At 67.3% G+C, this 23,303-nt stretch carries 24 protein-coding genes; 20 read left to right on the forward strand and 4 right to left on the reverse strand.

Annotated features, from left to right (window positions below):
- Nucleotides 1-3: 3 nt before the first annotated feature.
- From F3J15_RS06395 to F3J15_RS06420, 6 genes are read left to right on the forward strand one after another with little or no spacing between them, the layout of a single operon-like run.
- The gene (locus F3J15_RS06395) at nucleotides 4-1,050 is read left to right on the forward strand and encodes an alcohol dehydrogenase (RefSeq protein ID WP_166888870.1); all 1,047 of its coding nucleotides are present in this window, start codon (nucleotides 4-6) and stop codon (nucleotides 1,048-1,050) included.
- The gene (locus F3J15_RS06400; RefSeq protein ID WP_166888873.1) at nucleotides 1,047-1,766 is read left to right on the forward strand and encodes a hypothetical protein; all 720 of its coding nucleotides are present in this window, start codon (nucleotides 1,047-1,049) and stop codon (nucleotides 1,764-1,766) included. Before F3J15_RS06395 ends, F3J15_RS06400 begins: the two co-directional genes overlap by 4 nt.
- 45 nt (nucleotides 1,767-1,811) lie before the next feature.
- A complete protein-coding gene (locus F3J15_RS06405; RefSeq protein WP_166888876.1) occupies nucleotides 1,812-2,666 on the forward strand; it encodes an alpha/beta hydrolase in 855 nt (284 codons plus the stop codon).
- A gap of 31 nt (nucleotides 2,667-2,697) precedes the next feature.
- Nucleotides 2,698-3,705: a zinc-binding alcohol dehydrogenase family protein gene (locus F3J15_RS06410; protein ID WP_166888879.1), complete on the forward strand. Its 1,008-nt coding sequence runs from the start codon at nucleotides 2,698-2,700 to the stop codon at nucleotides 3,703-3,705.
- Between the two features lie 32 nt (nucleotides 3,706-3,737).
- Nucleotides 3,738-4,559: an alpha/beta hydrolase gene (locus F3J15_RS06415; protein ID WP_166888881.1), complete on the forward strand. Its 822-nt coding sequence runs from the start codon at nucleotides 3,738-3,740 to the stop codon at nucleotides 4,557-4,559.
- A gap of 59 nt (nucleotides 4,560-4,618) precedes the next feature.
- Complete coding sequence (locus F3J15_RS06420; protein ID WP_166888884.1) at nucleotides 4,619-5,983, forward strand: FAD-dependent oxidoreductase; 1,365 nt, start codon at nucleotides 4,619-4,621, stop codon at nucleotides 5,981-5,983.
- Nucleotides 5,984-6,072: 89 nt separating this feature from the next.
- On the opposite strand, the gene F3J15_RS06425 is transcribed toward F3J15_RS06420, so the two are convergent.
- Both F3J15_RS06425 and F3J15_RS06430 read right to left on the reverse strand, forming a co-directional pair.
- Nucleotides 6,073-7,926, reverse strand: a complete 1,854-nt coding sequence (locus F3J15_RS06425) for an ABC transporter ATP-binding protein (RefSeq protein WP_166888886.1) — start codon at nucleotides 7,924-7,926, stop codon at nucleotides 6,073-6,075.
- 98 nt (nucleotides 7,927-8,024) lie between these two features.
- The gene (locus F3J15_RS06430; protein ID WP_166888891.1) at nucleotides 8,025-9,044 is read right to left on the reverse strand and encodes an alpha/beta hydrolase; all 1,020 of its coding nucleotides are present in this window, start codon (nucleotides 9,042-9,044) and stop codon (nucleotides 8,025-8,027) included.
- 142 nt (nucleotides 9,045-9,186) lie between these two features.
- Here F3J15_RS06430 and F3J15_RS06435 point away from each other — a divergent pair, with 142 nt between their 5' ends.
- The 8 genes from F3J15_RS06435 (at nucleotide 9,187) to F3J15_RS06470 (ending at nucleotide 14,833) form a co-directional block, all read left to right on the forward strand.
- The gene (locus tag F3J15_RS06435) at nucleotides 9,187-9,783 is read left to right on the forward strand and encodes a TetR/AcrR family transcriptional regulator (protein ID WP_166888895.1); all 597 of its coding nucleotides are present in this window, start codon (nucleotides 9,187-9,189) and stop codon (nucleotides 9,781-9,783) included.
- Between the two features lie 174 nt (nucleotides 9,784-9,957).
- Entirely contained in the window at nucleotides 9,958-10,248 is a 291-nt protein-coding gene (locus F3J15_RS06440; RefSeq protein ID WP_166888898.1) for a hypothetical protein, read from the forward strand.
- Nucleotides 10,249-10,610: 362 nt separating this feature from the next.
- Complete coding sequence (locus tag F3J15_RS06445; RefSeq protein ID WP_046547195.1) at nucleotides 10,611-11,177, forward strand: TetR/AcrR family transcriptional regulator; 567 nt, start codon at nucleotides 10,611-10,613, stop codon at nucleotides 11,175-11,177.
- 229 nt (nucleotides 11,178-11,406) lie between these two features.
- Nucleotides 11,407-11,832 carry an organic hydroperoxide resistance protein gene (locus F3J15_RS06450; RefSeq protein WP_046547194.1) on the forward strand — a complete coding sequence of 142 codons (426 nt, stop codon included), beginning with the start codon at nucleotides 11,407-11,409 and terminating at the stop codon, nucleotides 11,830-11,832.
- Between the two features lie 57 nt (nucleotides 11,833-11,889).
- A complete protein-coding gene (locus F3J15_RS06455) occupies nucleotides 11,890-12,924 on the forward strand; it encodes an alpha/beta hydrolase (RefSeq protein ID WP_166888901.1) in 1,035 nt (344 codons plus the stop codon).
- A 266-nt stretch (nucleotides 12,925-13,190) separates the two neighbouring features.
- Entirely contained in the window at nucleotides 13,191-13,562 is a 372-nt protein-coding gene (locus F3J15_RS06460; RefSeq protein ID WP_166888904.1) for a CidA/LrgA family protein, read from the forward strand.
- On the forward strand, nucleotides 13,559-14,293 hold the full coding sequence (locus tag F3J15_RS06465) for an LrgB family protein (protein ID WP_166888907.1): 735 nt from the start codon (nucleotides 13,559-13,561) through the stop codon (nucleotides 14,291-14,293). The genes F3J15_RS06460 and F3J15_RS06465 overlap by 4 nt, the downstream gene beginning before the upstream one ends.
- 234 nt (nucleotides 14,294-14,527) lie before the next feature.
- Nucleotides 14,528-14,833 carry a hypothetical protein gene (locus F3J15_RS06470; protein ID WP_089448959.1) on the forward strand — a complete coding sequence of 102 codons (306 nt, stop codon included), beginning with the start codon at nucleotides 14,528-14,530 and terminating at the stop codon, nucleotides 14,831-14,833.
- A gap of 91 nt (nucleotides 14,834-14,924) precedes the next feature.
- Here F3J15_RS06470 and wrbA read toward each other — a convergent pair whose 3' ends face one another.
- Together wrbA and F3J15_RS06480 are read right to left on the reverse strand one after the other, a co-directional pair.
- A complete protein-coding gene (gene wrbA, locus F3J15_RS06475) occupies nucleotides 14,925-15,527 on the reverse strand; it encodes an NAD(P)H:quinone oxidoreductase (RefSeq protein WP_089448958.1) in 603 nt (200 codons plus the stop codon).
- Between the two features lie 61 nt (nucleotides 15,528-15,588).
- Entirely contained in the window at nucleotides 15,589-16,314 is a 726-nt protein-coding gene (locus F3J15_RS06480; protein WP_069249852.1) for a pirin family protein, read from the reverse strand.
- A 128-nt stretch (nucleotides 16,315-16,442) separates the two neighbouring features.
- On the opposite strand from F3J15_RS06480, the gene F3J15_RS06485 reads away from it, so the two are divergent.
- From F3J15_RS06485 to F3J15_RS06510, 6 genes are all read left to right on the forward strand, one after another.
- Complete coding sequence (locus F3J15_RS06485) at nucleotides 16,443-17,360, forward strand: LysR family transcriptional regulator (protein ID WP_089448957.1); 918 nt, start codon at nucleotides 16,443-16,445, stop codon at nucleotides 17,358-17,360.
- 93 nt (nucleotides 17,361-17,453) lie between these two features.
- Nucleotides 17,454-18,575, forward strand: coding sequence for a Fic family protein (locus tag F3J15_RS06490; RefSeq protein WP_205190710.1), 1,122 nt, complete (start codon nucleotides 17,454-17,456; stop codon nucleotides 18,573-18,575).
- 259 nt (nucleotides 18,576-18,834) lie between these two features.
- The gene (locus F3J15_RS06495) at nucleotides 18,835-19,032 is read left to right on the forward strand and encodes a DUF3311 domain-containing protein (protein ID WP_085040323.1); all 198 of its coding nucleotides are present in this window, start codon (nucleotides 18,835-18,837) and stop codon (nucleotides 19,030-19,032) included.
- Between the two features lie 84 nt (nucleotides 19,033-19,116).
- A complete protein-coding gene (locus F3J15_RS06500; RefSeq protein ID WP_089459636.1) occupies nucleotides 19,117-20,511 on the forward strand; it encodes a sodium:solute symporter family protein in 1,395 nt (464 codons plus the stop codon).
- Nucleotides 20,512-20,547: 36 nt separating this feature from the next.
- Nucleotides 20,548-22,215, forward strand: coding sequence for an amidohydrolase (locus tag F3J15_RS06505; protein WP_166888910.1), 1,668 nt, complete (start codon nucleotides 20,548-20,550; stop codon nucleotides 22,213-22,215).
- Nucleotides 22,212-23,249 (forward strand): GTP-binding protein, encoded by a 1,038-nt coding sequence (locus F3J15_RS06510; protein WP_166888913.1) that lies wholly within the window; start codon nucleotides 22,212-22,214, stop codon nucleotides 23,247-23,249. The genes F3J15_RS06505 and F3J15_RS06510 overlap by 4 nt, the downstream gene beginning before the upstream one ends.
- Nucleotides 23,250-23,303 lie beyond the last annotated feature (54 nt).

Below are 23,303 nucleotides of genomic sequence, written 5' to 3' on the forward strand. Positions count from 1 at the left end.
ATCATGACGAATCAAGCGACTTACCGCGCGGCGGTAGTCAAGGCGCCCGGACGGCTGGAACTGGTCGAGCGGCCGATTCCCGCGCCGGCGCAGGGGCAGGTGCGCATTCGCGTCGAAGCCTGCGGCGTATGCCATTCCGACAGCGCAACCGTGGAGCGCGAAGCGCCTGACGGCGCGCCGCCGCGCGTACCGGGGCATGAAGTCGTCGGCCGAATCGACGCGCTGGGCGAAGGGGTGTCCGGCTGGCGGCTCGGCGAACGTGTCGGTGTGGGATTTCTCGCCGGCGAGGATCGCACGTGCCCGTCGTGCCGGCACGGCGACGTCGTGAACTGCGAGAACCCGGTCATCACCGGGATGACGACGGACGGCGGCTACGCGGAAATCATGCTGGCCGAAGCCCGCGGGCTCGTGCGCGTGCCGGACGATCTCGATGCGGCCGAGGCCGCGCCGCTGTTGTGCGCGGGGCTCACGACGTTCAACGCGCTGCGCAATGCCGGCGCGCGGGCCGGCGACGTGGTTGCCATCCATGGCCTCGGCGGGCTCGGCCATCTTGCCGTGCAGTTCGCGAACAAGATGGGGTTTCACACCGTCGCGATCGCCCGCGGAGCCGACAAGGCCGCGCTTGCCGCGCAGCTCGGCGCGCATCGCTACATCGATGCGCGGACCGAGGACGTCGCCGCCGCGCTGCGCGCGCTCGGCGGGGCGAAGGTCGTGCTCGGCACGGCGCCGACCGGCTCGGGCATGGCCGACACCGTCGCGGGGCTGTCCGCGCGCGGCAAGCTGATCGTCGTTGCCGTGCCGGGCGAGCCGATCGCCGTGAATGCGGTCGACCTCGTGTTCGGGGGCCGCTCCGTCGTCGGCGCATTGACGGGAACGGTGGCGGATAACGAAGAGACGCTCGCGTTCGCACGGCTGCAGAACGTGCGGCCGATGATCGAAACGTTTCCGCTCGAGCAGGCGCAGGCGGCATACGACCGCATGATGCGCGCGGACGTCCGGTTCCGCGCGGTACTGACCATGAATTCCGCACTCAACGGAGCTTCCGCATGAACGCAATCGCCCAATCCATCATCGACGCCCACGGCGGGCTCGCGCAGTGGCGCAAGTTTCGGCAGGTGCGCGCGCGCCTCGTACAAGGCGGTGCGCTGTGGGGTCTCAAAGGTCACGCCGGCGTACTTGACGACACCACGGTCACCGTCGCGACCGATCGCCAATGGGCGTCGCATGCGCCGTTCGGTGCGCTGGCCGCGCGCAGCGAATTCACCGGCGATCGCATTGCGCTGCTCGATTCGGCCGGGCGTGTGCTCGCGGCGCGCGAAGCGCCGCGCGGGTCGTTCGACGGGCATACGCTCGAAACGCCGTGGGACGAACTTCAACTGGCGTTTTTCGCCGGATGCGCGATGTGGACGTACCTGAACGCGCCGTTCGTGCTTGCATGGGACGGTGTGCACTGCGAAGAAGACGGCATCTGGAACGAACATGGCGAAGCATGGCGCCGGATTCGCGTTCACTACCCGGACACGCTCGAAGTGTTCAGCAAAGCGCAGACGATCTACGTGGGGCCGGACGGCCTCGTGCGCCGCCTCGACTACGACGTCGAAATCGCGGGCAACACGCCGGGCGCGCATTACGTCAGCGACTATGTGACCGTGTCGGGGATCCGCTTCCCGACGAAGCGACGCATCTACCCGCGTGCAGGCGACGGGCAGGCCGTGCCGGAACCGCTCGTCGTATCGATCGACCTGCATGACATCGCGCTGAGCTGAGCGCGAACCACGGCGCGCGTCGCGCGCCCATCGAGGGAACCCATCATGACGCAATTTGCATCATCCGCCGCTCCGACCCGCTACGTCGATGCAGCCGGCGTGCGCTACGCGTATCGCCGCTTCGGCAACGAAACGGGCGGGCGGCCGCTGCTGTGCCTTCAGCACTTCACCGGCACGCTGGACAACTGGGATCCGGCGATCGTCGACGTGCTGGCCCGCGATCGCGAAATCATCCTGTTCGACAACGCCGGCGTCGGTCGCTCCGGCGGACAGGTTCCGACGTCGATCGCGCACATGGCGCAGCACGTGCTGCACTTCGTCGACGCACTGTCGATCGACAGGTTGCATATCCTCGGGTTTTCGCTCGGCGGCTTTCTCGCGCAGGACATCGCGATTGCGCGACCGGAGCTGGTCGAGCGGATGATCCTGTCCGGCACCGCGCCCGAAGGCGGCGAAGGCGCGGGGATGGACCGGCCGGAACTGCTCGCGATCTACACGGACGGCGAGATGCCGATGAGCGAAAAGCTCAAGCGGCTGTTTTTCCCGGCAACGCCGGCCGGCCAGGCGGCCGCCGCCGCATTCGTCGACCGCCTTGCCGCGCGCACTGCCGAACCCGATTTTCCGGCCGGCCCCGAAGTCGCGTCCGCTCAGCTGCAGGCGATGATCGCGTGGGCGAACTGGAGCGGTGACGTGGCAGGCAAGCTGGGCCGGATCAAGCAGCCGGCCCTCGTCACCAACGGCAACGATGACCGCATGATCCCCACCGCGAACAGCTTCGTGCTCGCGCAGGGGCTGCCGGACGCGACGTTGATCGTCTATCCGAATTCAGGCCACGGCGCGCTGTTCCAGCATGCGAGCGCGTATGTCGCGCACGTCGCGGAATTCCTGCGCGGCGCGTGAACGCGTCGCTTACCCCTTCAAGGAGCAGATGATGAAAGCTATCGTTTATGCAAAGGCCGGCGTCCCGATCGACGATCCGACGTCGTTGTACGACACGGAGCTGCCCGTGCCGGCACCGGGCCCGCGCGATCTGCTCGTGCGGATCGACGCGATCGCCGTCAACCCGGTCGATTCGAAGCTGCGGCTCGGCGTGCAGCCGAGCGGCCCGCGCGTTCTCGGCTGGGACGCGGCGGGAACGGTCGAGGCGGTCGGCAGCGACGTCGAGCTGTTCGCGCCGGGCGACAAGGTCTGGTATGCGGGCGACATCACGCGGCCCGGCAGCTACGCCGAATATGGTCTCGTCGACGAGCGGATTGCGAGCCGTCGCCCGACGACACTGGGCGTTGCCGACGCTGCGGCCCTGCCGTTGACTGCGATCACCGCGTGGGAACTGCTGTTCGACCGGCTGAAGATCGCCGAGCGCGGCGGCGCCGGGCAGAGCGTGCTGGTGATCGGCGCGGGCGGCGGCGTCGGGTCCATTCTCGTGCAACTCGCGCGCCAGTTGACCGCGCTGACGGTGATCGGCACGGCGTCGCGGCCGGCCACGCACGCGTGGGTCGTGGAGCTCGGCGCACACCACGTGATCGATCACGGCCAGCCGTTGCAACCGCAACTGAAGTCGCTCGGCATCGACCACGTGGACCACGTAATCAGCCTCACGCATACCGACGCGTACTACGCGCAGATCGTCGACGTACTGAAGCCGCAGGGCCAGCTCGCGCTGATCGACGATCCGGACACGCTCGATGCGATGCCGCTCAAGCGCAAGGCCATCTCGCTGCATTGGGAATTCATGTTCACGCGCTCGATGTTCCGCACGCCCGACATGGACCGTCAGCACGCGCTGCTCGCCCGCGTGGCGACGCTGATCGACGACGGCGTGCTCAAGAGCACCGTCGGCGAACACCTCGGCAAGATCGACGCGGCGAACCTGCGGCGCGCGCACGCGCTGCTGGAGGGCGGGCGCGCGAAGGGCAAGATCGTGCTCGAAGGCTTCTGAGCGTACATCGCTACCATTCCAACGGAATCACCATGACCACCATCACCACGAAAGACGGCACCCGCATTTTCTACAAGGACTGGGGCGTCGGTCGCCCGGTCGTGTTCTCGCACGGCTGGCCGCTGAACGCCGACGCATGGGACGCACAGATGCTGTTCCTCGTGCAGCACGGCTACCGCGTGATCGCGCACGACAGGCGCGGTCACGGTCGTTCGGGGCAACCGTTCGCCGGCAACGACATGGACACGTATGCCGACGATCTCGCGGCACTCCTCGACGCGCTCGACGTGCGCGATGCCACGCTGGTCGGCCATTCGACGGGCGGCGGCGAGGTCGCGCGTTACATCGGCCGGCATGGGACGAAGCGGGTCGCGAAGGCCGTGCTGATCGGCGCCGTGCCGCCGCTCATGCTGAAGACCGACGCGTATCCGGGCGGGTTGCCGCTGGACGTGTTCGACGGCATTCGACGCGGCGTGGCCGCCAACCGGTCGCAGTTCTATCGCGATCTCGCGGTGCCGTTCTTCGGCTTCAACCGGGCGGGCGCGACCGTGTCGGCGGGCACCGTCGACGCATTCTGGGCGCAGGGGATGACGGGCGGCATCCACGGCCAGTACCTGTGCATCCGCGAATTCTCCGAAGTCGACTACACGGAGGACCTGAGGAAGATCGACGTGCCGACGCTGATCCTGCACGGCGACGACGACCAGATCGTGCCGATCGACAATGCAGGCCGGTTGTCCGCGCAGATCGTGAAGCATGCGACGCTGAAGGTGTATGCAGGCGCATCGCATGGCATGTGCGTCGTCGATGCCGATCGCGTCAATGCGGATCTGCTCGCCTTTTTGCAGTCGTGACGCGGCAACGCGTGCGACTCACACACTTCGAGCGGGACGAACGGAACCTGGAGAGCAGCATGGCAGAGGTCAAGCGGGTCGAATACCTGTTTTTGGGCGGCGGCAAGGGCGGAAAATCGCTTGCGATGGAGATGGCCCGGCAAGGCAAGCGCGTCGCGGTAATCGAGCGCGGGATGATCGGCGGCTCGTGCATCAACGTCGCGTGCATCCCGAGCAAGGCACTGATACACCGTGCACGCGCGATGCATGCGTGGCAGGATGCGGCGCAACGGGAAGACGTGACGGCCGACATGGCGGGCGTTTCCGCGTATGTCGCGTCGGTCGTGAACGGGATGGTCGACGTCAATCGCCGCGCATTCGAGCAGTCGGGTCTCGAACTCGTGATCGGGACGGGGCGGTTCGTCGCGCCGCGAACCATCGCGGTGCGCGGCGCCGACGGGGCCGAAGCGATCTACGAGGGCGAGAACGTCTACATCAACACGGGGACGGTCGCGTCGATCCCGGACGTGCCGGGGCTGCGCGATGCGCAGCCGCTCACGCACGTGGAGGCATTGCGACTGACGACGCTTCCCGGGCATCTGGTCGTCATCGGCGGCGGTTACATCGGGCTCGAGATGGCGCAAGCGTTTCGGCGGCTCGGCAGCGCGGTCACGCTCGTCAGCGATACGCCGCGCGTCGCGATGCGCGAAGACGAGGACGTCAGCACGGTCATCCAGCAGGCGCTGACCGACGACGGCATTCGCGTCGAACTCGCCGCGCGGCTCGTCGGCGTCGAAGGCAAAAGCGGCGAGCATGTCACGGTGCGGCTGGCCGACGGCCGTGCCATCGAAGGCTCGCACGTGCTCGTGGCAACCGGGCGCACGCCGCAGACCGCCGGCATCGGGCTGGAGCTCGCCGGCGTCGAGACGAACGAGCGCGGGTTCATCAAGGTCGACCACCGGCTCGCGACGACGGCGGAGCGCACGTGGGCGATCGGCGAAGTCGCGGGCACGCCGATGTTCACGCATGCGTCGTTCGATGACTACCGCGTGCTGAAAGCCGGTATCGAAGGCCGTCCGGCGAGCACCGCGGAGCGCCTCATCCCTTATGCATTGTTCATCGACCCGGAACTCGGCCGAATCGGCTTGAACGAAACGGACGCGAATGCCCGAAAGATCGACGTCCGGGTCGCGAAGCTGCCGATGGCTGCCGTGCCGCGGGCGCGCACCGACGGCAACACGCGCGGGTTCATGAAGGCACTCGTGCATCCGGGCACCGGCGCGATTCTCGGGTTCACGATGGTCGGCACGGGTGCCGGCGATGTGACGACCGCGGTCCAGATGGCGATGCTCGGCGGCCTGCCGTACACGGCGGTGCGCGATGCGATCATCGGTCATCCGATTATCTCGGAAGGACTGAACCTGCTGTTCGCGACGTTGCATTGACCGGGCGGCGAGGGGGGGCGCATTGTGCCCCCGGGGTTCGTCCGACGAGCGATGCTCGAAGTGCCGCCATGTTGCCATGGCGGCCCCGCTCACTGCGCGACGCTTTCCGTTTCCGCCGTCTCCCCGAGGAACCCGCCGCTCTGGTGAGCCCACAGCGCCGCGTAAATTCCACCCGCCTGCAGCAGCTGCTGGTGCGTCCCTTCCTCGACGATGCGCCCTTCGTCGAGCACGATCAGCCGGTCCATCGCCGCGATCGTCGACAGCCGGTGCGCGATCGCGATCACCGTCTTGCCGCTCATCAGGTCGTCGAGGCTGCGCTGGATCGCGACTTCGACCTCGGAATCGAGCGCGCTGGTTGCTTCGTCGAGCACGAGGATCGGCGCATCCTTGAGCATCACGCGCGCGATCGCGACGCGCTGCCGCTGGCCGCCCGACAGCTTCACGCCGCGCTCGCCGACCTCGACGTCGTAGCCGCTGCGGCCATGGCGGTCGCGCAGCCGGTCGATGAACTCGGACGCTTCCGCGCGCACGGCTGCGTCGTGCATCTCGCGCTCGGTCGCGTCGGGGCGACCGTACAGCAGGTTCTCGCGCATCGTCCGGTGCAGCAGCGACGTATCCTGCGTGACCATCCCGATCGCGCCGCGCAGGCTGTCCTGCGTCACGTGCGCGATGTCCTGCCCGTCGATCCGGATCGTGCCGCCGCCCACGTCGTAGAAGCGCAGCAGCAGGTTCACGAGCGTTGACTTGCCGGCACCCGAGCGGCCGATCAGGCCGATCCGCTCGCCGGGCCGGATCGTCAGGTTCAGCCCGTCGAATACCGCGCGATCGTTGTCCTCGTGCGCGAACTGCACGTTCTCGAACACGATCTCGCCGCGCTGCACCGTGAGCGGCTTCGCGTCGGGCACGTCGACCACGCTGTGCACCTTCGTCAGCGTGTTGATGCCGTCCTGGATCGTGCCGACGTTCTCGAACAGCTCGGTCATTTCCCACATGATCCAGTGCGAATAGCTCGACAGGCGCAGCGCCATCGCGATCACCGCCGCGACCACGCCCGCGCTCGCCTCGCCGTGCATCCACAGAACCAGCGCGAGGCCGGTCGAGCCGACCAGCAGCAGCGTCGACAGCAGGTGGTTGACGACCTCGAACGCGCTGACGAGCCGCATCTGCGCGTCGCCGGTCGCCTTGAACGCTTCCATCGCGCGGCGCGCGTGGTCGGCTTCGCGCCGCGTGTGCGAGAACAGCTTCACGGTCGTGATGTTCGAATACGCGTCGGTGATGCGGCCCGTCATCAGCGCGCGCGCATCGGCCTGGCGGCTGCCGACGGCACCGAGGCGCGGCACGAAATACGCACACGCCAGGCCGTAGCCGAGCGCCCACAGCGCGAGCGGGATCATCAGCCGCCAGTCGAAGCTGGCCGCGAGCGCAAGGATGCCGATCAGGTAGGCGGCGACGCCGATCACGACGTCGACCGACATGAACAGCGCATCGCGCACCGCGAGCGCGGTCTGCATGATCTTGGTCGTCACGCGGCCCGCGAACTCGTTCGCGTAGAACGACAGGCTCTGGTCGAGCATCAGCCGGTGAAACAGCCAGCGCAGCCGCATCGGGAAGTTGATCGCGAGCACCTGGTGCTTGACCATCGTATGCAGCGCGATCAGCAGCGCACTGCCGGCGAGGATCGCCGCGAACCCGGTGAGCGTGCCGAAATGCCGGCCGCCGAAGTCGGCCGGCGTCGCGGACGCGAGCCAGTCGACCACGCGGCCCATCATCGCGAACAGCGCGGCTTCGTACGCGGCCAGCGCGGCCGACGTCAGCGCGATCAGCAGGATCCAGCTGCGCGCGCCTTTCGTGCACGCCCAGACGAACGAGAAGAATCCCCGCGGCGGCGTGACGGGATCTTCGAGCGGGAAAGTCGGCAGGCGCCGTTCAAACCACGAAAACATTGAAACCTCTCCTTGATGCGGCCACGCCGGCCGGCGCGGCCCCTATTGCCCGTTTCATGCGCGACGCCTTCGAAGGCGTCGCCGTGTTGCACACGTGTTCACTGCGCCCGAATCCACGCTTCGATCGGCCCGAGCGTGCCCGGTGCATAGGCATCGCGCCCGAGCACCGTGTACAGCCACTGCTTCCACGTCGGCCAGTCGGACTCGAGCTGGTAGTCGAACCAGCCGGCGCGCAGCAGCGCATGCGTCGCACCGGGCACGACCACCACGCGCCGGTCGGGCCGGTTCGCGAACGCATGCGTGTAAGTGTTCGCCTCGTCGACCGGATCGACATTGCGATCCTGCGCGCCCCACACGGCCAGCACCGGCCCCTGCATCGTCGCGAGCGCCTGTGACGCGTCTTCCAGGTAGTTGCGCGCGATGAAGCCGAAGCGGCGCGGCTCGATGTCCGGGCGGCGGCGCGGATCGGCCGGCACGTCCGCCTGGCCGAAGATCGCGTCGTTGGCGCGTCGCTCGGCGGCCAGTGTCGCATCGATTCGATCCGGCTGCAGGCCGGTTGCCTGGAGCTGCTGTCGCGTCAGATAGGTGCCTTGCCGGCGCCAGCTGACGGCGCCGCCGACGATTACCGAGAACGCGGGCCGCACCGCATTCGCGACGCGCGGAATCACCCAGCCGCCTTGCGAGAAGCCAAGCAGGCCGATCTTGTGCGCGGGACCGACGGCGGCGCGCACGCGCGCCATCGCGGCGATCGTTTCGTTCGCACGGTCCTGCATCGATTGCGCGAGCCAGTCGCCGCCGCTGCGGCCGGTGCCCTGCTTGTCCCACGCGAACACGCCGATCCCGGCGTCGAGCAGGCTGTTGACGAGCGGCAGCATCGCGTCGTCGGAGAAGCGCGTACGCGGCCCGTCGCCGTGGACGAGCAGCACGATCGGCGCATCGGACGCGTGGGCCGGCAGCGCGAGCGTGCCGACGAGGTCGGCGTCGCCGGCGTGGAAGGCGAGCGTCGACACCTCCGCGCCCTTCAGCTCGAAATCGGACAGGCCGCGCAACGCGATTGCCCCCACCGCGGCCAGCAGGAGCAGGACGAGCGCGATGCCGGCAATGGCGATTCGTTTCAAGATGCCCTCGGAGCGGTGCTGTGAGCGGAGGTCGCAGGCGGCATGGGCACGATGCCTTGACGCCTGCAGGACGTCGCCACGATAATAGATCGACTAATCAGTCTAATAAAGATTCGAGTCATCGTCTAGCACGGAGTGCCTGTTGAGAAAGATCGACCCTGAAAGAGCGGAAGCGAAGCGGCGCCAGATCCTGGACGCCGCGATCGACTGTTTTGCACGCGACGGCTTCCATGCGACGTCCACGGCCGCGATCTGCAAGGCGGCCGGCATGAGCCCCGGCAACCTGTTCCACTATTTCCCGACGAAGGCGGCGATCATCGAGGCGGTCGCGCAGGAGGACCAGCGCGAGATGGCCGAACTGTTCGCACGGCATGCGGACGCCGACGATGCGCTGACCGCGATCGAGGAGATCGCACTGGCATTGATGGAGTTGTCGAGCGAGCCCGTCTATGCGCGCATCAGCGTGGAGACCGCGGCGGAGGCGACGCGCAATCCGGACGTCGCCGCGCTGTTCGCGGCGAACGAGGCGCAGGTGAAAGGGCGGATGGTCGCGCTGATCAAGCGTGGCGTCGCGCAAGGGAAGATCGACGGCAGCCTGAAGCCCGATCTCGTCGCGACCTGGCTGCTCGCGCTCGCGGAAGGCGCGGTCGGGCGCGTCGTGTTCGAGCCGGGGTTCAAGCCGCGCGCGCACCGGGCGATGCTGCGGACGATCATTCAACGGATGTTGAAGCCGCAGTAGGTATGTCGGTGCCGTCACGAAGTTCATGTCGGTTGAGTCCGCGCCTCACCTTAATAGGTGGGGCGCCTTATCAATTAAGGTTGGATGATGGAAAAAAATAGAGCGTCGACGCAACAGGATTTGCAGAGAGAGACATGTTCCACATACGGTCTCGCTGAAGTCGAGCCTGAGGAAATGGTAGCAATCGCATTTGAAACCCTTGGCAAGTATCCGCTTCACGGTGAGCGGGTTGTGTTGGGCAAAGGGGAGAAGATCAGCTGGTATTTTTATTGTGGTGGCTCTGCTGAGCAGTCTCGCCAGTTCAAACCCGTCCATGTCGCGCATTTGGCTGATGTTCTGCCGGAAGTCGTCAGATTTCTCAGAATGCCGCCCGGGTCAGGGTTCATGATCGATTCAGCGGGGCACGAGGAGATTTGGGTGGAGCGAGATGGCGGGATTGAGGTCATGAAAATCGAAAGGGAGTGATCTTCATGATCAATCTGTATGAAGGACACGATCGTTTGTAGCGCACCCACTATCCGGCGGAGGTCAAACCTAGTTTGGTCGATTCGGCTGGAGCGCGCGCGGTGTCCGAGACGATCAAGGAAGTCATCACGAGGTACGTAACTGGCCCGTCGCGAAGGAAAGCATCAAAGCCCGCGGGCCTCGAGCGACCGCGGAAGAAACGAGAGCCATCACTGCGACAGGCAAGGAAAACGGATGCCGAACCTGGCGCGCCCACTGGGTGGCCATTGTGCCGGCGCGCTGGCGGGTCGCCGGGCGGGCCCCGCATCGCGCCCTTAAAAAAATCCTTGACTCTCTATCTACGAGTAGATAAAGTTCGATCCATGGAAACGAAACCGACCGTCCGCGAACAGATTCTCGATCACGCGATCACGCTGATGATGCAGCGCGGTTACAACGGCTTCAGCTATCGAGACCTGTCCGACCTGGTAGGCGTGAAGACGTCGAGCATCCACTACTACTTCCCGTCGAAGGACGATCTGGTGCTGGAAGCGGTGGCGGCCTACAGCGACGAAGTCCTCACGGCCGTGCGGGCGATCGATCCGGCGCTGCCGGCCGACGTGAAGCTGAGCCTGTACACGAAGATGTTCGGCCGCACGCTGGGCGACGGCAACCTGATCTGCCTGTGCGGGATGCTCGCGTCCGACATCGAAACGTTGCCGGAGAACGTGCGGCAGGCGGTTCAGGCGTTCTTCACGGCCAACGAGCGCTGGCTCGCGGAATTGCTGGCGCAAGGCGCGAAGGAAGGCACGCTGCAGTTCAGCGGCGAGCCGGACACGGCCGCGCGCACGCTGTACGCGGCGTTCCAGGGCAGCGTGCTGGCCAGTCGGTTGTTTCATACGCGGGCGCGTCTCGAGGATGTCGAGGCCGTCTGGAAAGCGCGGTCCTGACGGGCGGCGCGCGAGCGATGGGGCGGTCCGCCGCCTTTTTATTGAATCTTGTTATCTATCATGTAGTAGATAGATGGCTGGCGCAGGGGAATCGATCCTCTGCATTTTTTTGGGGATGTTTGTCTATCTATGAGTAGATAAATAAGTGCGAAGCCGGCGAAGAAACCGCCGGCACGCGGTCCCCCGGTTCGAAGGCTGTTTCATTCATTTGCTGAAAAAGGAGTCTGTCATGTCGATCGAAAAAGTGCTGTACCGCGCCCATGCAAAAGCCACCGGCGGCCGTGACGGCCGTGCGACGGTGCCCGAAAGCGGCCTCGACCTGAAGCTGACCACGCCGCGCGAGCTCGGCGGCGCCGGCGGTGCGGGCGCGAACCCCGAGCAACTGTTCGCCGCCGGCTACAGCGCGTGCTTCATCGGCGCGATGAAGTTCGTCGCGGCGCGCGACAAGATCGCGATTCCCGCGGACGCCGCGATCGAAGGCAGCGTCGGCATCGGCGCGATCCCGAACGGCTTCGGCATCGAAGTCGAACTGAAGATCTCGCTGCCGGGCCTCGATCGCGATGTCGCGCAAACGCTGATCGACCGCGCGCACGTCGTCTGCCCGTACTCGAACGCGACGCGCGGCAACATCGACGTCACGCTCACGCTCGTCTGATCAATCGCACTGCCAACTATCCATCGCCATTCAAAGATTCGACCAAGGAGTTGCACCATGAAGATCGTCAAGCCGCTGCTGATCGCCGCCGCCATGGCAGCCGCACTGTCCACCGCACCTGCCGCGTTCGCCGCGGGCGCCGACGCCGTCGGTCCCGATGCGAAGACGAGCGCGTTCCTCGCCGCGCTGAACGGCCAGAAGGGCCCGGGCCTCGAAACGCTGAGCCCCGCGAAGGCGCGCCAGGTGCTGGTCGACGCGCAGAACAGCGTGAAGGTCGACCTGTCCGGCATCGACGTGTCCAATCGTACGATCGAGCAGGACGGCCTGTCGGTGCCGGTCACGATCGTGCGTCCGCAAGGCGTGACGGGCACACCGCCGGTATTCGTGTTCATCCATGGCGGCGGCTGGGTGCTCGGCGATTTCCCGACGCACGAGCGCCTCGTGCGCGATCTCGTCGTGCAATCGGGCGCCGTCGCGGTGTTCGTGAACTACACGCCGTCGCCGGAAGCGCGTTACCCGGTCGCGATCAATCAGGCGTATGCGGCGACGAAATGGGTGGCCGCGCACGGCGCGGAGATCGGCGTCGACGGCAGCCGCCTCGCGGTGGTCGGCAACAGCGTCGGCGGGAACATGTCGGCTGTCGTCGCGCTGATGGCGAAGGACAAGGGCGGCCCCGCGATCCGCTTCCAGGGGCTGATGTGGCCGGTCACCGACCACAACTTCAACACGGGTTCGTACAACGCGTACCAGCAGGGCCACTTCCTGACGCGGCCGATGATGAAGTGGTTCTGGGACGCCTATACGAAGAACGAAGCGCAACGCAACGAAATCTACGCGTCGCCGCTGCGTGCGAGCGTCGCGCAGTTGAAGGGGCTGCCGCCCGCGCTGATCCAGGTCGCGCAGTTCGACGTGCTGCGTGACGAAGGCGAGGCGTACGGCCGCAAGCTCGACGCGGCCGGCGTGGACGCGACGACCACGCGCTACGACGGCACGATCCATGACTTCGGCCTGCTGAACGCGCTGGCCGACGATGCGCCGACGAAGGCCGCGACGAAGGCGATGGCCAATGAAATCGCGACGCGGTTGAAGTAACGCGATCGACGGTCGTTCGAATCGGAACGACAGGACGGCGGGCACGTTGCCCGCCGTTTTTGCGTATGGGCGTTTCGTGCATGCCCGGCAGTGGGTCGGGAGAAACGGTTGCATGGCGATCACACAATCGCGCCAGCGCACGATCGCACCCGTGCCGCCGGCATTGTTGGTACGATCGCGCGTATCGTTCACGCCGGCGCCGCAACCCGCCGGCCATCGGTCGCGCGGCCGCCCGGCAGCGCGGCCCCGTTCGGGAGAAGCGGTTCATGCTGCAGGCGTTCGCGGTCTTGCTGACCTTCCAGTGTCTCGGGGAAGGCGTGTCCTACCTGTTCGGCCTGCCGGTGCCGGGCCCGGTGATCGGCATGCTGCTGCTGTTCGGCTTCGTGATGCTGCGCCCGCAGGTGGCCGACGCGATCGAGCCCACCGCGCTCGAGCTGCTGCGCCATCTGTCGCTGCTGTTCGTGCCGGCCGGCGTCGGCATCATGGTGTCGGCCGATCGCGTGCGCGGCGATGCGGTCGCGGTCGTCGTCGCGCTGGCGGTGAGCACCACGCTCGCGATCGCGGTCACGGCGCTCGTCACGCGCGCGCTGCTGCGGCGCCAGCGGCGCGCGGGCGGCGCGGCGGAGGGCATGCAATGACGGCCTTCCCGAAACTCGGCGCGATCTGGGTCTATCTCGCCGCGACCCCGCTGCTGGGCCTGACCATCACGCTGATCGCCTATTTGCTCGCGCAGGCCATCTATGCGCGGGCGCGCTTCAACCCACTCGCGAACCCGGTGCTGATCGCGGTCGCGCTGATCGTCGTGCTGCTGACGATCACCCGCACGCCGTATCCGACGTATTTCGAAGGCGCGCAGTTCGTCCACTTCCTGCTCGGCCCCGCGACCGTCGCGCTCGCGCTGCCGCTGTACCGCCAGTGGTCGAAGCTGCGTCGCGCCGCGGTGCCGCTGCTGGTCGGCCTGCTCGCGGGTTCGCTGACCGCGATCGTGTCGGCGGTCGGCATCGCGGCGCTGTTCGGAGCGTCGCACCAGACGATCGCGTCGCTTGCGCCGAAATCGGCGACGACGCCGATCGCGATGGCCGTCGCGGCCGAAATCGGCGGGATTCCGTCGCTCACCGCCGTGCTCGTGATCTCGACCGGGATTTTCGGGGCGGTGTGCGCACGCGGGATCCTCAATGCGCTGCGAGTCGACGAACCGGCCGTGCGCGGCTTCGCGCTCGGCGTTGCGTCGCACGGAATCGGCACCGCGCGCGCGTTCCAGGTCAGCGAGGAAGCCGGCGCGTTCGCCGGGCTCGGGATGGGGCTGAACGGCGTGTTGACGGCGTTCGTCGTGCCGATCCTGCTGCCGGTGCTGTCGCGCTGGATCTGAGCGCCGGCCGGGCGGGCGAGGCCGGGCTATCGGTTTCCCTGATGGCGCCGGCGCGGCGCCGACACGACGGTGCATGCCGTGCGCATGTATCGTGGCCGTTATCAGGAGAATTCAGGAACGCACAGGGACAATCGAATACTGATCGGCTAACGTTGCAACGGCGCCGATGTCGCAAGCGGTCGTGTGCGCGCCGGTGTTCGACCCATTATCAACAATCGACAAGGAGATCCGGCCATGAAGCAGTCTCGCGTGGTATCGGTGGCAGTAGCAGTAACGGCGTCGTTCGGTCTGCTGTTGGCCGCCGCGCCGGCGGCATACGCGCAGGATCCGGCGTCCGCGCCGACGCAGAAGCAGCTCGACAAGGCGCAGAAGAAGGCGGCCCGCAAGGCCGCGCGGGCGCGGCATGCGTCGGACCTGAAGGCGATCGGCACGGGCAGCGGCTACCGGTTGACCAACGACCAGAGCAACTATCCGCAGAACGCCGCGCAGAAGGCGCCCGCGACGAAGGCGGCGCCGGCCGCGCCGGCATCGGGCCAGTAACGGCCGGAACCCGGGCACAGCGCGAACGGCGCCGGATCGACCGGCGCCGTTCGCGCATGTGCGGGGCTGCCCGAACGGCCGGGCCGCCGCGTTACGACGCGAGCTTGCTCGCGATTTCCGCGACGTGCTTGCCCTGGTAGCGCGCGATGTCGAGTTCGTTCGCGCTCGGCTGGCGGCTGCCGTCCGCGCCCGCGAGCGTGGTCGCGCCGTACGGCGTGCCGCCGGTGATTTCGTTCATGTTGACGAGGCCGCTGCACGCATACGGCACGCCCACGATCACCATCCCTTGATGCAGCAGCGTCGTGTGGAACGACGTGATCGTCGTTTCCTGGCCGCCGTGCTGCGTGCCGGTCGACGCGAACACGCTGCCGATCTTGCCGACGAGCGCGCCCTTCATCCACAGGCCGCCGGTCTGGTCGAGGAACGTGCGCATCTGGCCGGCCATGTTGCCGAAGCGGGTCGGCGTGCCGAAGATGATCGCATCGTAGTCGGCGAGTTCGTCCACCGTCGCGACCGGCGCGGCCTGGTCGACCTTCACGCCGATCGCGCGGGCCTGGTCGACGGGAATCGTTTCCGGCACGCGCTTGAGCGTGACCTCGACGCCGGGCACCGATTTCGCACCCTCCGCGACGTGCTGCGCCATCGTTTCGACGTGCCCGTAGGACGAGTAGTAAAGAACGAGAACCTTGGCCATGTTGCGAATCTCCGATTAAAAGGGCCCCGCGTTCAGCGGGGCCCGGTTTCCCGAACGGGCGTCATGCCCACTCGGCCGTTACTTCGACCGGACGCAGGTCGAACACCAGCACTTCGGCATCCTTCCCGTCGGCGAACGTCAGCGCCTGTTCGTCGCGGATGCGCACGCCGTCGCCTTCGCCGAGCGCCACGCCGTTGACCGTCACGCTGCCGCGTGCCACGTGCACGTAAGCAAAGCGGTTCGGCGCCAGTTCCAGCGTCGCGCGTTCATCGCCGTCGAACAGGCCCGCGTAGATCCGCGTGTCCTGCCGGATCTTCAGCGAACCGGCGTCGCCGTTCGGCGAGACGACGAGGGCGAGCTTGCCGCGCTTGTCGTCGGCCGTGACGTTCGTCTGCTGATAACGCGGCTCGGCACCCTTTTCGGCCGGCCCGACCCAGATCTGCAGGAAGTGGACCGGCAGTTCCGGCGAGTGGTTGAACTCGCTGTGGCGCACGCCGGTGCCGGCGCTCATCAGCTGCACGTCGCCCGGCACGATCACCGAACCGGTGCCCATCGAGTCCTTGTGTTCCAGCGCGCCGTCGAGCACGTACGACAGGATTTCCATGTCGCGGTGCGGGTGCGTGCCGAAGCCGCGGCCCGGAGCGACGCGGTCGTCGTTGATCACCAGCAGGTCGGAAAAGCCGACTTGCTTCGGATCGTAGTAATTCGCGAACGAAAACGTATGACGGGAGCTGAGCCAGCCATGCTCCGCACGGCCACGTTGGTTTGCTGCACGGGTTTCGATCATGATTTTTGTTCCTCAAGACGCCGGACCTCGGAAGTGAGCCCGGCCGTTCGTTGAGATGAATCTTAGGTCAATCGATTTGACAAATAAATGGTTGTAGAGATAATGACTGTCGCTATGGAGTGGACAATATGGAACTCAACGATCTCAGGATCTTCGTCGCGACGGTCGATGCGGGCAGCTTCACGGCGGCGGCCGACCAGCTGATGCTGTCCAAGCAGTTCGTCAGCCGGCGCACGATGGCGCTGGAGGCGTCGCTCGGCGTGCGGCTGCTGCACCGGAACACACGCAATCTCGCGGTGACCGAATCGGGGCAGGAGTTCTATGCGCGCGCGCAGCGGATCCTCGCGGAGATCGCCGATGCCGAGCAGGCGATGTCAGTGCGCAGCACCGAGCTGCACGGGTCGCTGAAAATCAGCGCGCCGCTGTCGTTCGGGATCACGCACGTGTCGCCGCTGATCGCCGAATTCCTGTCCGCGCACCCGGCCGTGCGGCTGAACCTCGACCTGACCGACCGGCGCGTCGACCTGATCGGCGAGGGCTTCGATCTCGTGCTGCGGATCGGCTCGCTCGAGGATTCGACGCTGATCGCGCGCCCGCTCGGCGCATGGCGGATGATTGCGTGCGCGAGCCCCGCCTACCTGAAGCGGCAGGGCACGCCGCAGACGCCGGCCGATCTCGCCGGCCATACGTGCGTGCTGTACGGGCGCGAGCGGCGCATCGGCTGGGAATTCCGCGTCGACGGCGCGGCGCGCACGTTCGACGTGCAGGGGCCGCTGGTCGCGAACAACGGCGAGGTGGTGCGCGACGCGGCGATCGCGGGGCTCGGCATCGCGCTGCTGCCGGATTTCATCGTCGGCGGCGCGCTCGACAGTGGCGCGCTTGTGCCGGTGCTCGACGCGTATGCGCCGTCGCCGATCACGCTCAATGCGGTGTTTCCGCAGCATCGGGAAGGGTTCGTCACGCTGCGCACGTTCATCGGGTTTCTCGCGGAACGGCTCGGCGAGGCTGCGCCGGCGGGGAAGGGCGGAGCCGGGCGGGCGCGGTAACGGGCAGGGTTGCGGGGAATGAAGGGCTATTCTCCGCAGAATATGCGGAGAATATTGAGTCATGCGGTGAATCGGTGCGATAATCTCCGCATCATGAGCGGAGATTACACCTACATCTGGGAGTCGGCCGACTGGCCCGCGTGGCGCTTCGACCTCCCTGCACTGGCGACGCCACTCGCCGACGTCAGCCGTGCGCAAGGCATGCTGGCCGGGCGGCTGGCGGATGTCGGCCTGGCATTGCGCGACGAGGCCAGCCTGGCCGCGCTGACGGAAGACGTCGTCAAGACCAGCGCCATCGAGGGCGAAAGCCTGAACGTGGCGTCGGTGCGCTCGTCGATCGCGCGCCGGCTCGGCGTCGATATCGGCGCGCTGGCGCCGGTCGATCGTCACGTCGAGGGCGTGGTCGACATGGTGCTGGACGCGACGACCCATGCGGCGGCGCCGGTCACGGACGCCCGTCTGTTCGGGTGGCATGCGGCGCTGTTCCCGACCGGCTACTCGGGGATGTCGCGGATCACGGTCGGCGGCTGGCGCACCGACGCCACCGGGCCGATGCAGGTCGTGTCCGGTCCGATCGGCCGGCAGCGCGTGCATTTCGAGGCGCCGCCCGCCGCGCGCCTCGCCGGCGAGACCGCGCGCTTTCTCGCGTGGCTCAATGCCGCACCGGTCGAGCCCTTGCTGATCCGGGCCGGCCTCGCCCATCTGTGGTTCGTCACGCTCCATCCGTTCGACGATGGCAACGGCCGGATTGCACGCGCGCTCGGGGATCTGGTCCTCGCGCGCGCCGACCGCAGTCCGCAGCGCTTCTACAGCCTGTCGGCGCAAATCCAGCGCGAGCGCAACGCGTATTACGACGTGCTGGAGCGGACGCAGCGCGGCTCGCTCGACGTCACCGAATGGCTTGCGTGGTTCCTGACCGCGCTCGGCAGGGCCATCGATCACGCGCACACGACGCTCGACGCGGTGCTGGTGAAAGCACGCTTCTGGCAACGCTGTGCCGGTTTCGCGATGAACGCACGCCAGGTCAAGGTCATGAATCGCCTGCTCGACGGCTTCGAGGGGAAGCTGACTTCCACCAAGTGGGCGGCGCTCGCGAAGTGCTCGCAAGACACCGCGCTGCGGGACATCACCGAACTCGTCGAGCACGGCGTGCTGCGCCGCTCGTCGTCCGGCGGCCGGAGCACGAGTTACGAGCTGGCGCCGGTCGACGGCTGACGCCGGCCCGGGGCGTGCCGGCAAGCGTCGTCCGAGGCGGAGCGACGTCGCGTTGCCGCTCCGATCGCTTCCGCATTGACCGGGCAGCGGCGGCCCGCACCGGTTCGCAGGCCACTGGCCCAAGCGATTGCCCGCGTCTGGCACTATCCCGCGCCTTTTTGTCTTCGAATACTGGATTCGACGGTGGATGTCGACCACGCGACATCGGCCGCCCCCGCGTACGACCCTTCCGTACGAACCCGCTTTCGAGGAGACACGCATGCTCAGGTACCTGATCGGCATCGGTATTCCGTATCTCGGCGTGATCGGCGTGCTGCCCTGGGCGGCCGCGCAGGATCGCTACGTGCTGGGCGTGCCGTTCATCTTCATGTGGATCTTCGCGTGGTTCGTGCTGACGTCCGGCTGCCTGTTCGCGTGCTGGATGCTGTTCGACCGCCGCGCGAGCGGCGCCGCCTAGCGCACGCATCCGCTTCCCGCGGACCGCCGGCCGCCCGCGCTTTCCGGCGAACCCTACGCATTCCTTTCCTTCGCAGAGGTGCGCATGTCCACGGTCGTCTTCGCCGCGCTGATCGCGCTGTCGCTCTATCTCGCCATTCGATCCGGCCGTGGCCGCGGCAAGCAGAGCGTGCATGACTTCTTCGTCGCGTCGCGCCAGTTCGGCACGGCGCTCGTGTTCTTCCTGACCGCTGGCGAGATCTACAGCATCGGCACGATGGTCGGCTTCCCCGGCGGCATCTACGCGAAAGGGCCGACCTACGGCGTGTGGTTCCTCGGCTACATCCTGCTCGCCTACCCGATCGGCTATTTCGTCGGCCCGAAGATCTGGGAGGCCGGCAAGCGCCACAACGCGATCACGCTGCCCGACCTGTTCAAGGGCCATTACCGCAGCCGCGGGCTCGAGCTGGTCGTTGCGTGCGCATCGATCCTGTTCCTGATCCCGTGGGGGCAGCTGCAGTTCACCGGGCTCGTCGCGGCGCTCAAGGGGCTCGGCTGGCACGTCGAGCCGCTGTACCTGATCCTCGTGTGCGCGGCGCTCGCGTTCACCTATATCGCGATCTCCGGCGTGCGCGCGTCGGCGTACATCGCGATCCTGAAGGACATCCTGATGCTGCTCGCGATCGTCGTGACGGGCGTGGCCGTCGCGTGGCAGGTGGGCGGCGTGCATCCGGTGTTCGACGCCGCGAGCCGGCAGGTCAGCAACACGATGAGCGGATCGCAGCTGCGCTTCTCGATGAGCACGATGCTGTTCCAGTCGCTCGGCTTCTACCTGATGCCGTTCGCCGCGCAGAATTTCTTCACCGCACGCGGGCCGGACGCGATCCGGCGCACGCAGGTCGTGATGCCGCTGTACATGCTGATGTATCCGTTCCTCGTGATCGCGTCGTACTACGCGATCACCGCGAACCTGACGCTCGCGTCGCCGAACGACGCGTTCTTCGCCGCCGTCACGCACCTGCTGCCCGGCTGGCTGATCGGCCTCGTCGCGGCCGGCGCCGCGTTGTCGGGGCTGCTCGTGCTGGCCGGCATCTGCCTCGCGATCGGGCCGATCGTCACGCGCAACCTGATGCCGAACCTGCCCGAATCGCGCCAGAAGCGCGCGGCGAAATACGTGATCGTCGGCTACCTGCTGCTGTCGATCGCGACCACGATGCTCACGCCGAACCTGATGCTCACGCTGATCAACACCACGTACTACGGCGTCACGCAGTTCCTGCCGGGCGTGCTGATCCTGCTCGCGGGGCGCCGGGTGCGGCCCGTCGCCGTCGGGGCCGGGATGATCTGCGGCCAGGTGCTCGCGATGATCTTCTACGTGCTCCATGTCGACTTCGGCGGCATCAACCTCGGCCTCGTGTGCCTCGTCGTCAACGTGCTCGTCGTCGCGGCCGTGCATGCGATGCTGCACGGCCGTCCCGTGAAGCAATACGCCGTATCCTGACGCATCGGCGTTCCGCCGCAAGGAGAACCGCATCCCATGCCAGCATCCGCAACCCCGGCCGCGCCCGTGACGGTGTTCACGGCGCGCCGCATCCTGACGATGAACCCGGCGCAGCCGTCGGCCACGCACGTCGCCGTGCGCGACGGCCGCATCCTCGCGGTCGGCGACGCGGCCGACGCCGCCACGTGGCACGCGCGGTTCGGCGCGTGCACGACCGACGACACGCTGCGCGACAAGGTGCTGATGCCGGGGCTCGTCGAAGGGCATTGCCACCTGATGGAAGGCGCGATGTGGGACGCCGTGTACGTCGGCTACTACGACCGGCGCGGCCCCGACGGCACGCTGTGGCCGGGGCTCCGCTCGCTCGGCGCGGTGCTCGAACGGCTCGCGGAAGCCGAGCGCGCGATGACCGACGACGGGCCGCTGCTCGCGTGGGGCTTCGATCCGATCTTCTTCGGCACCGCGCGGCTGACCGCGCACGAACTCGACCGCGTGTCGGCGCAGCGGCCGATCGCGATCCTGCATGCGAGCGTGCACCTGATGAACGTGAACGGCGCGATGCTCGCGCGCGCCGGCATCGACGAGGACACCGACATCGACGGCGTGACGCGCGATGCCGACGGCCGCCCGACCGGCGAGCTGCAGGAGTTCGCGGCGATGCTGCCGGTGTATCAGACGATCGGCGGCAAGCTCGCGATTTCCGCGAGCGAGAAACCGCATGCCGTCTGGAATTTCGGGCGCGTCGCGCAGCTCGCGGGCGTGACGACGGCCACCGATCTCGTCAACGACCTGTCGGCCGACGGCAACCGCACGCTGCGCGAGGTCACCGCCGATCCCGATTACCCGGTGCGGATCGTGCCGGCGTTCGCGCCGCAGCGCAATCCGGCGCGCTCGGCCGACAGCGTGCTGGCGGAGATCGAGCGCAATACCGACAAGCTGCATTTCGGGCCGGTGAAGTTCATCGTCGACGGCTCGATCCAGGGCTTCACCGCACGTGTGCGCTGGCCCGGTTACGCGGGCGGGCAGCCGAACGGGCTGTGGCTGATTCCGCCCGCCCAGCTTGTCGACGTGTTCGAGCCGTTTCATCGCGCGGGGCTGCAACTGCACGTGCATACCAACGGCGACGAAGCGACCGACGTCGTGCTCGACGCGATGGCGACGCTGCTCGCGCGTCATCCGCGCCCCGATCATCGCCATACGCTGCAGCATTGCCAGATGGCGGACGTCGCGCAGTTGAAGCGCGTTCGCGCGCTCGGGATGTGCGTGAACTTCTTCGCGAATCATCTGTACTACTGGGGTGACGCGCATTACAGCCAGACCATCGGCCCCGATCGTGCGAACCGGATGGATGCGGCTGGCTCGGCACAGCGGCTCGGCATTCCGTTCGCCTTGCATTCGGATGCGCCGATCACGCCGCTGAATCCGCTGTTCACCGCATGGTGCGCGGTGCAGCGCGAGACGGCGTCCGGGCGCGTGCTCGGCGAAGGCGAGCGGCTGACGGTCGACGATGCACTGCATGCGATCACGCTCGGCGCGGCCTATACGTTGCGGATGGATCATCTCGTCGGCAGCATCGAGATCGGCAAGTTCGCGGATTTCGCGGTGCTCGACGATGATCCGTCGGTCTGCGCACCCGCACGATTGAAGGAACTCGCCGTGTGGGGCACCGTGCTCGGCGGGCGCGTGTTCCGGTCGCCGCGATGAGCGCGCAGGCCGGCGCCGTCCTGCCCACTGCGGCCGCGCCTGCACCGATCGACCTCGCGGTGATCGGCGGCTATCTCGGCGCGGGCAAGACGACGGTCGTCAACGCGATCCTGCAGGCGCCGCATGGCCGGCGCATCGCGGTGCTCGTCAACGATTTCGGCGCGGTGAACATCGATGCGCGGCTCGTGCGAGCGCGCGGCGACGACGTGATCGAACTCGACAACGGCTGCATCTGCTGCACGATCGGCGGCGCGCTCGTCGATGCACTGACACGCGTCGCGACGCGCGACGTGCGGCCCGAACTGCTGCTCGTCGAAGCGAGCGGCGTGGCCGATCCCGCGAAGATCGCGCAGATCGGACTGCTGAACGGTGCATTTCGGCTGACGTCGGTGCTCGTCGTCGCCGACGCGCTCGCGTGGCGCGATACGCTCGCCGATCCGCTCGTCGGCGCGATGGCGCAGCGCCAGCTCGACGGCGCGGGCGCGATCGTCGTGACCAAGCTCGATTGCGTTGGGCCGGAACGGCGCGACGCGGTGCTCGACGACGTGCGCGCGTGTGCGCCGACCGACATCGTCGTCGCCGCGCGCCATGGCGAGATTCCGCTCGCGCTGCTGTTCGATGCGGCGGTGCCCGATCGTGGCGCGACGCCGGCGGGTTTGGCGCGTTCGCGCCGGCCGATCGGACATGACGCGATGCCGGCATTCGCAAGCGTCACCGTCGCCGCGCCGGACCTGCTCGACAAGGCGCGGCTGCGTGCGTGGCTGAAGGCGTTGCCGCGCACGATCCTGCGCGCGAAGGGCATCGTGCGCGTGGCCGATGTGCAGGGCACGGTCGCCACGCGCGTGTGCCAGGTCGCCGCGCGGCGTATCCGGTTCTCGTCGATGGAAGACGAAGGGTTGGCCCCGCACGAAGGAGACGGCGTGATGGTGTTCATCGGCATCATCGATGCTGCGGTGGAAGCCGCATTGCGCGACGGCATCGTGCAATGCAGCGTGGGTACGGGAACGGTTGCGCTGACATCGACCATCGATTGATCGGCGCCGCGCATTCGGGTTAGGCTTCGGCGAGCAACGGCATGCGCCGCATGC

Source organism: Burkholderia sp. Ap-955 (assembly GCF_011753045.1).
Lineage (GTDB): Bacteria > Pseudomonadota > Gammaproteobacteria > Burkholderiales > Burkholderiaceae > Burkholderia > Burkholderia lata_D.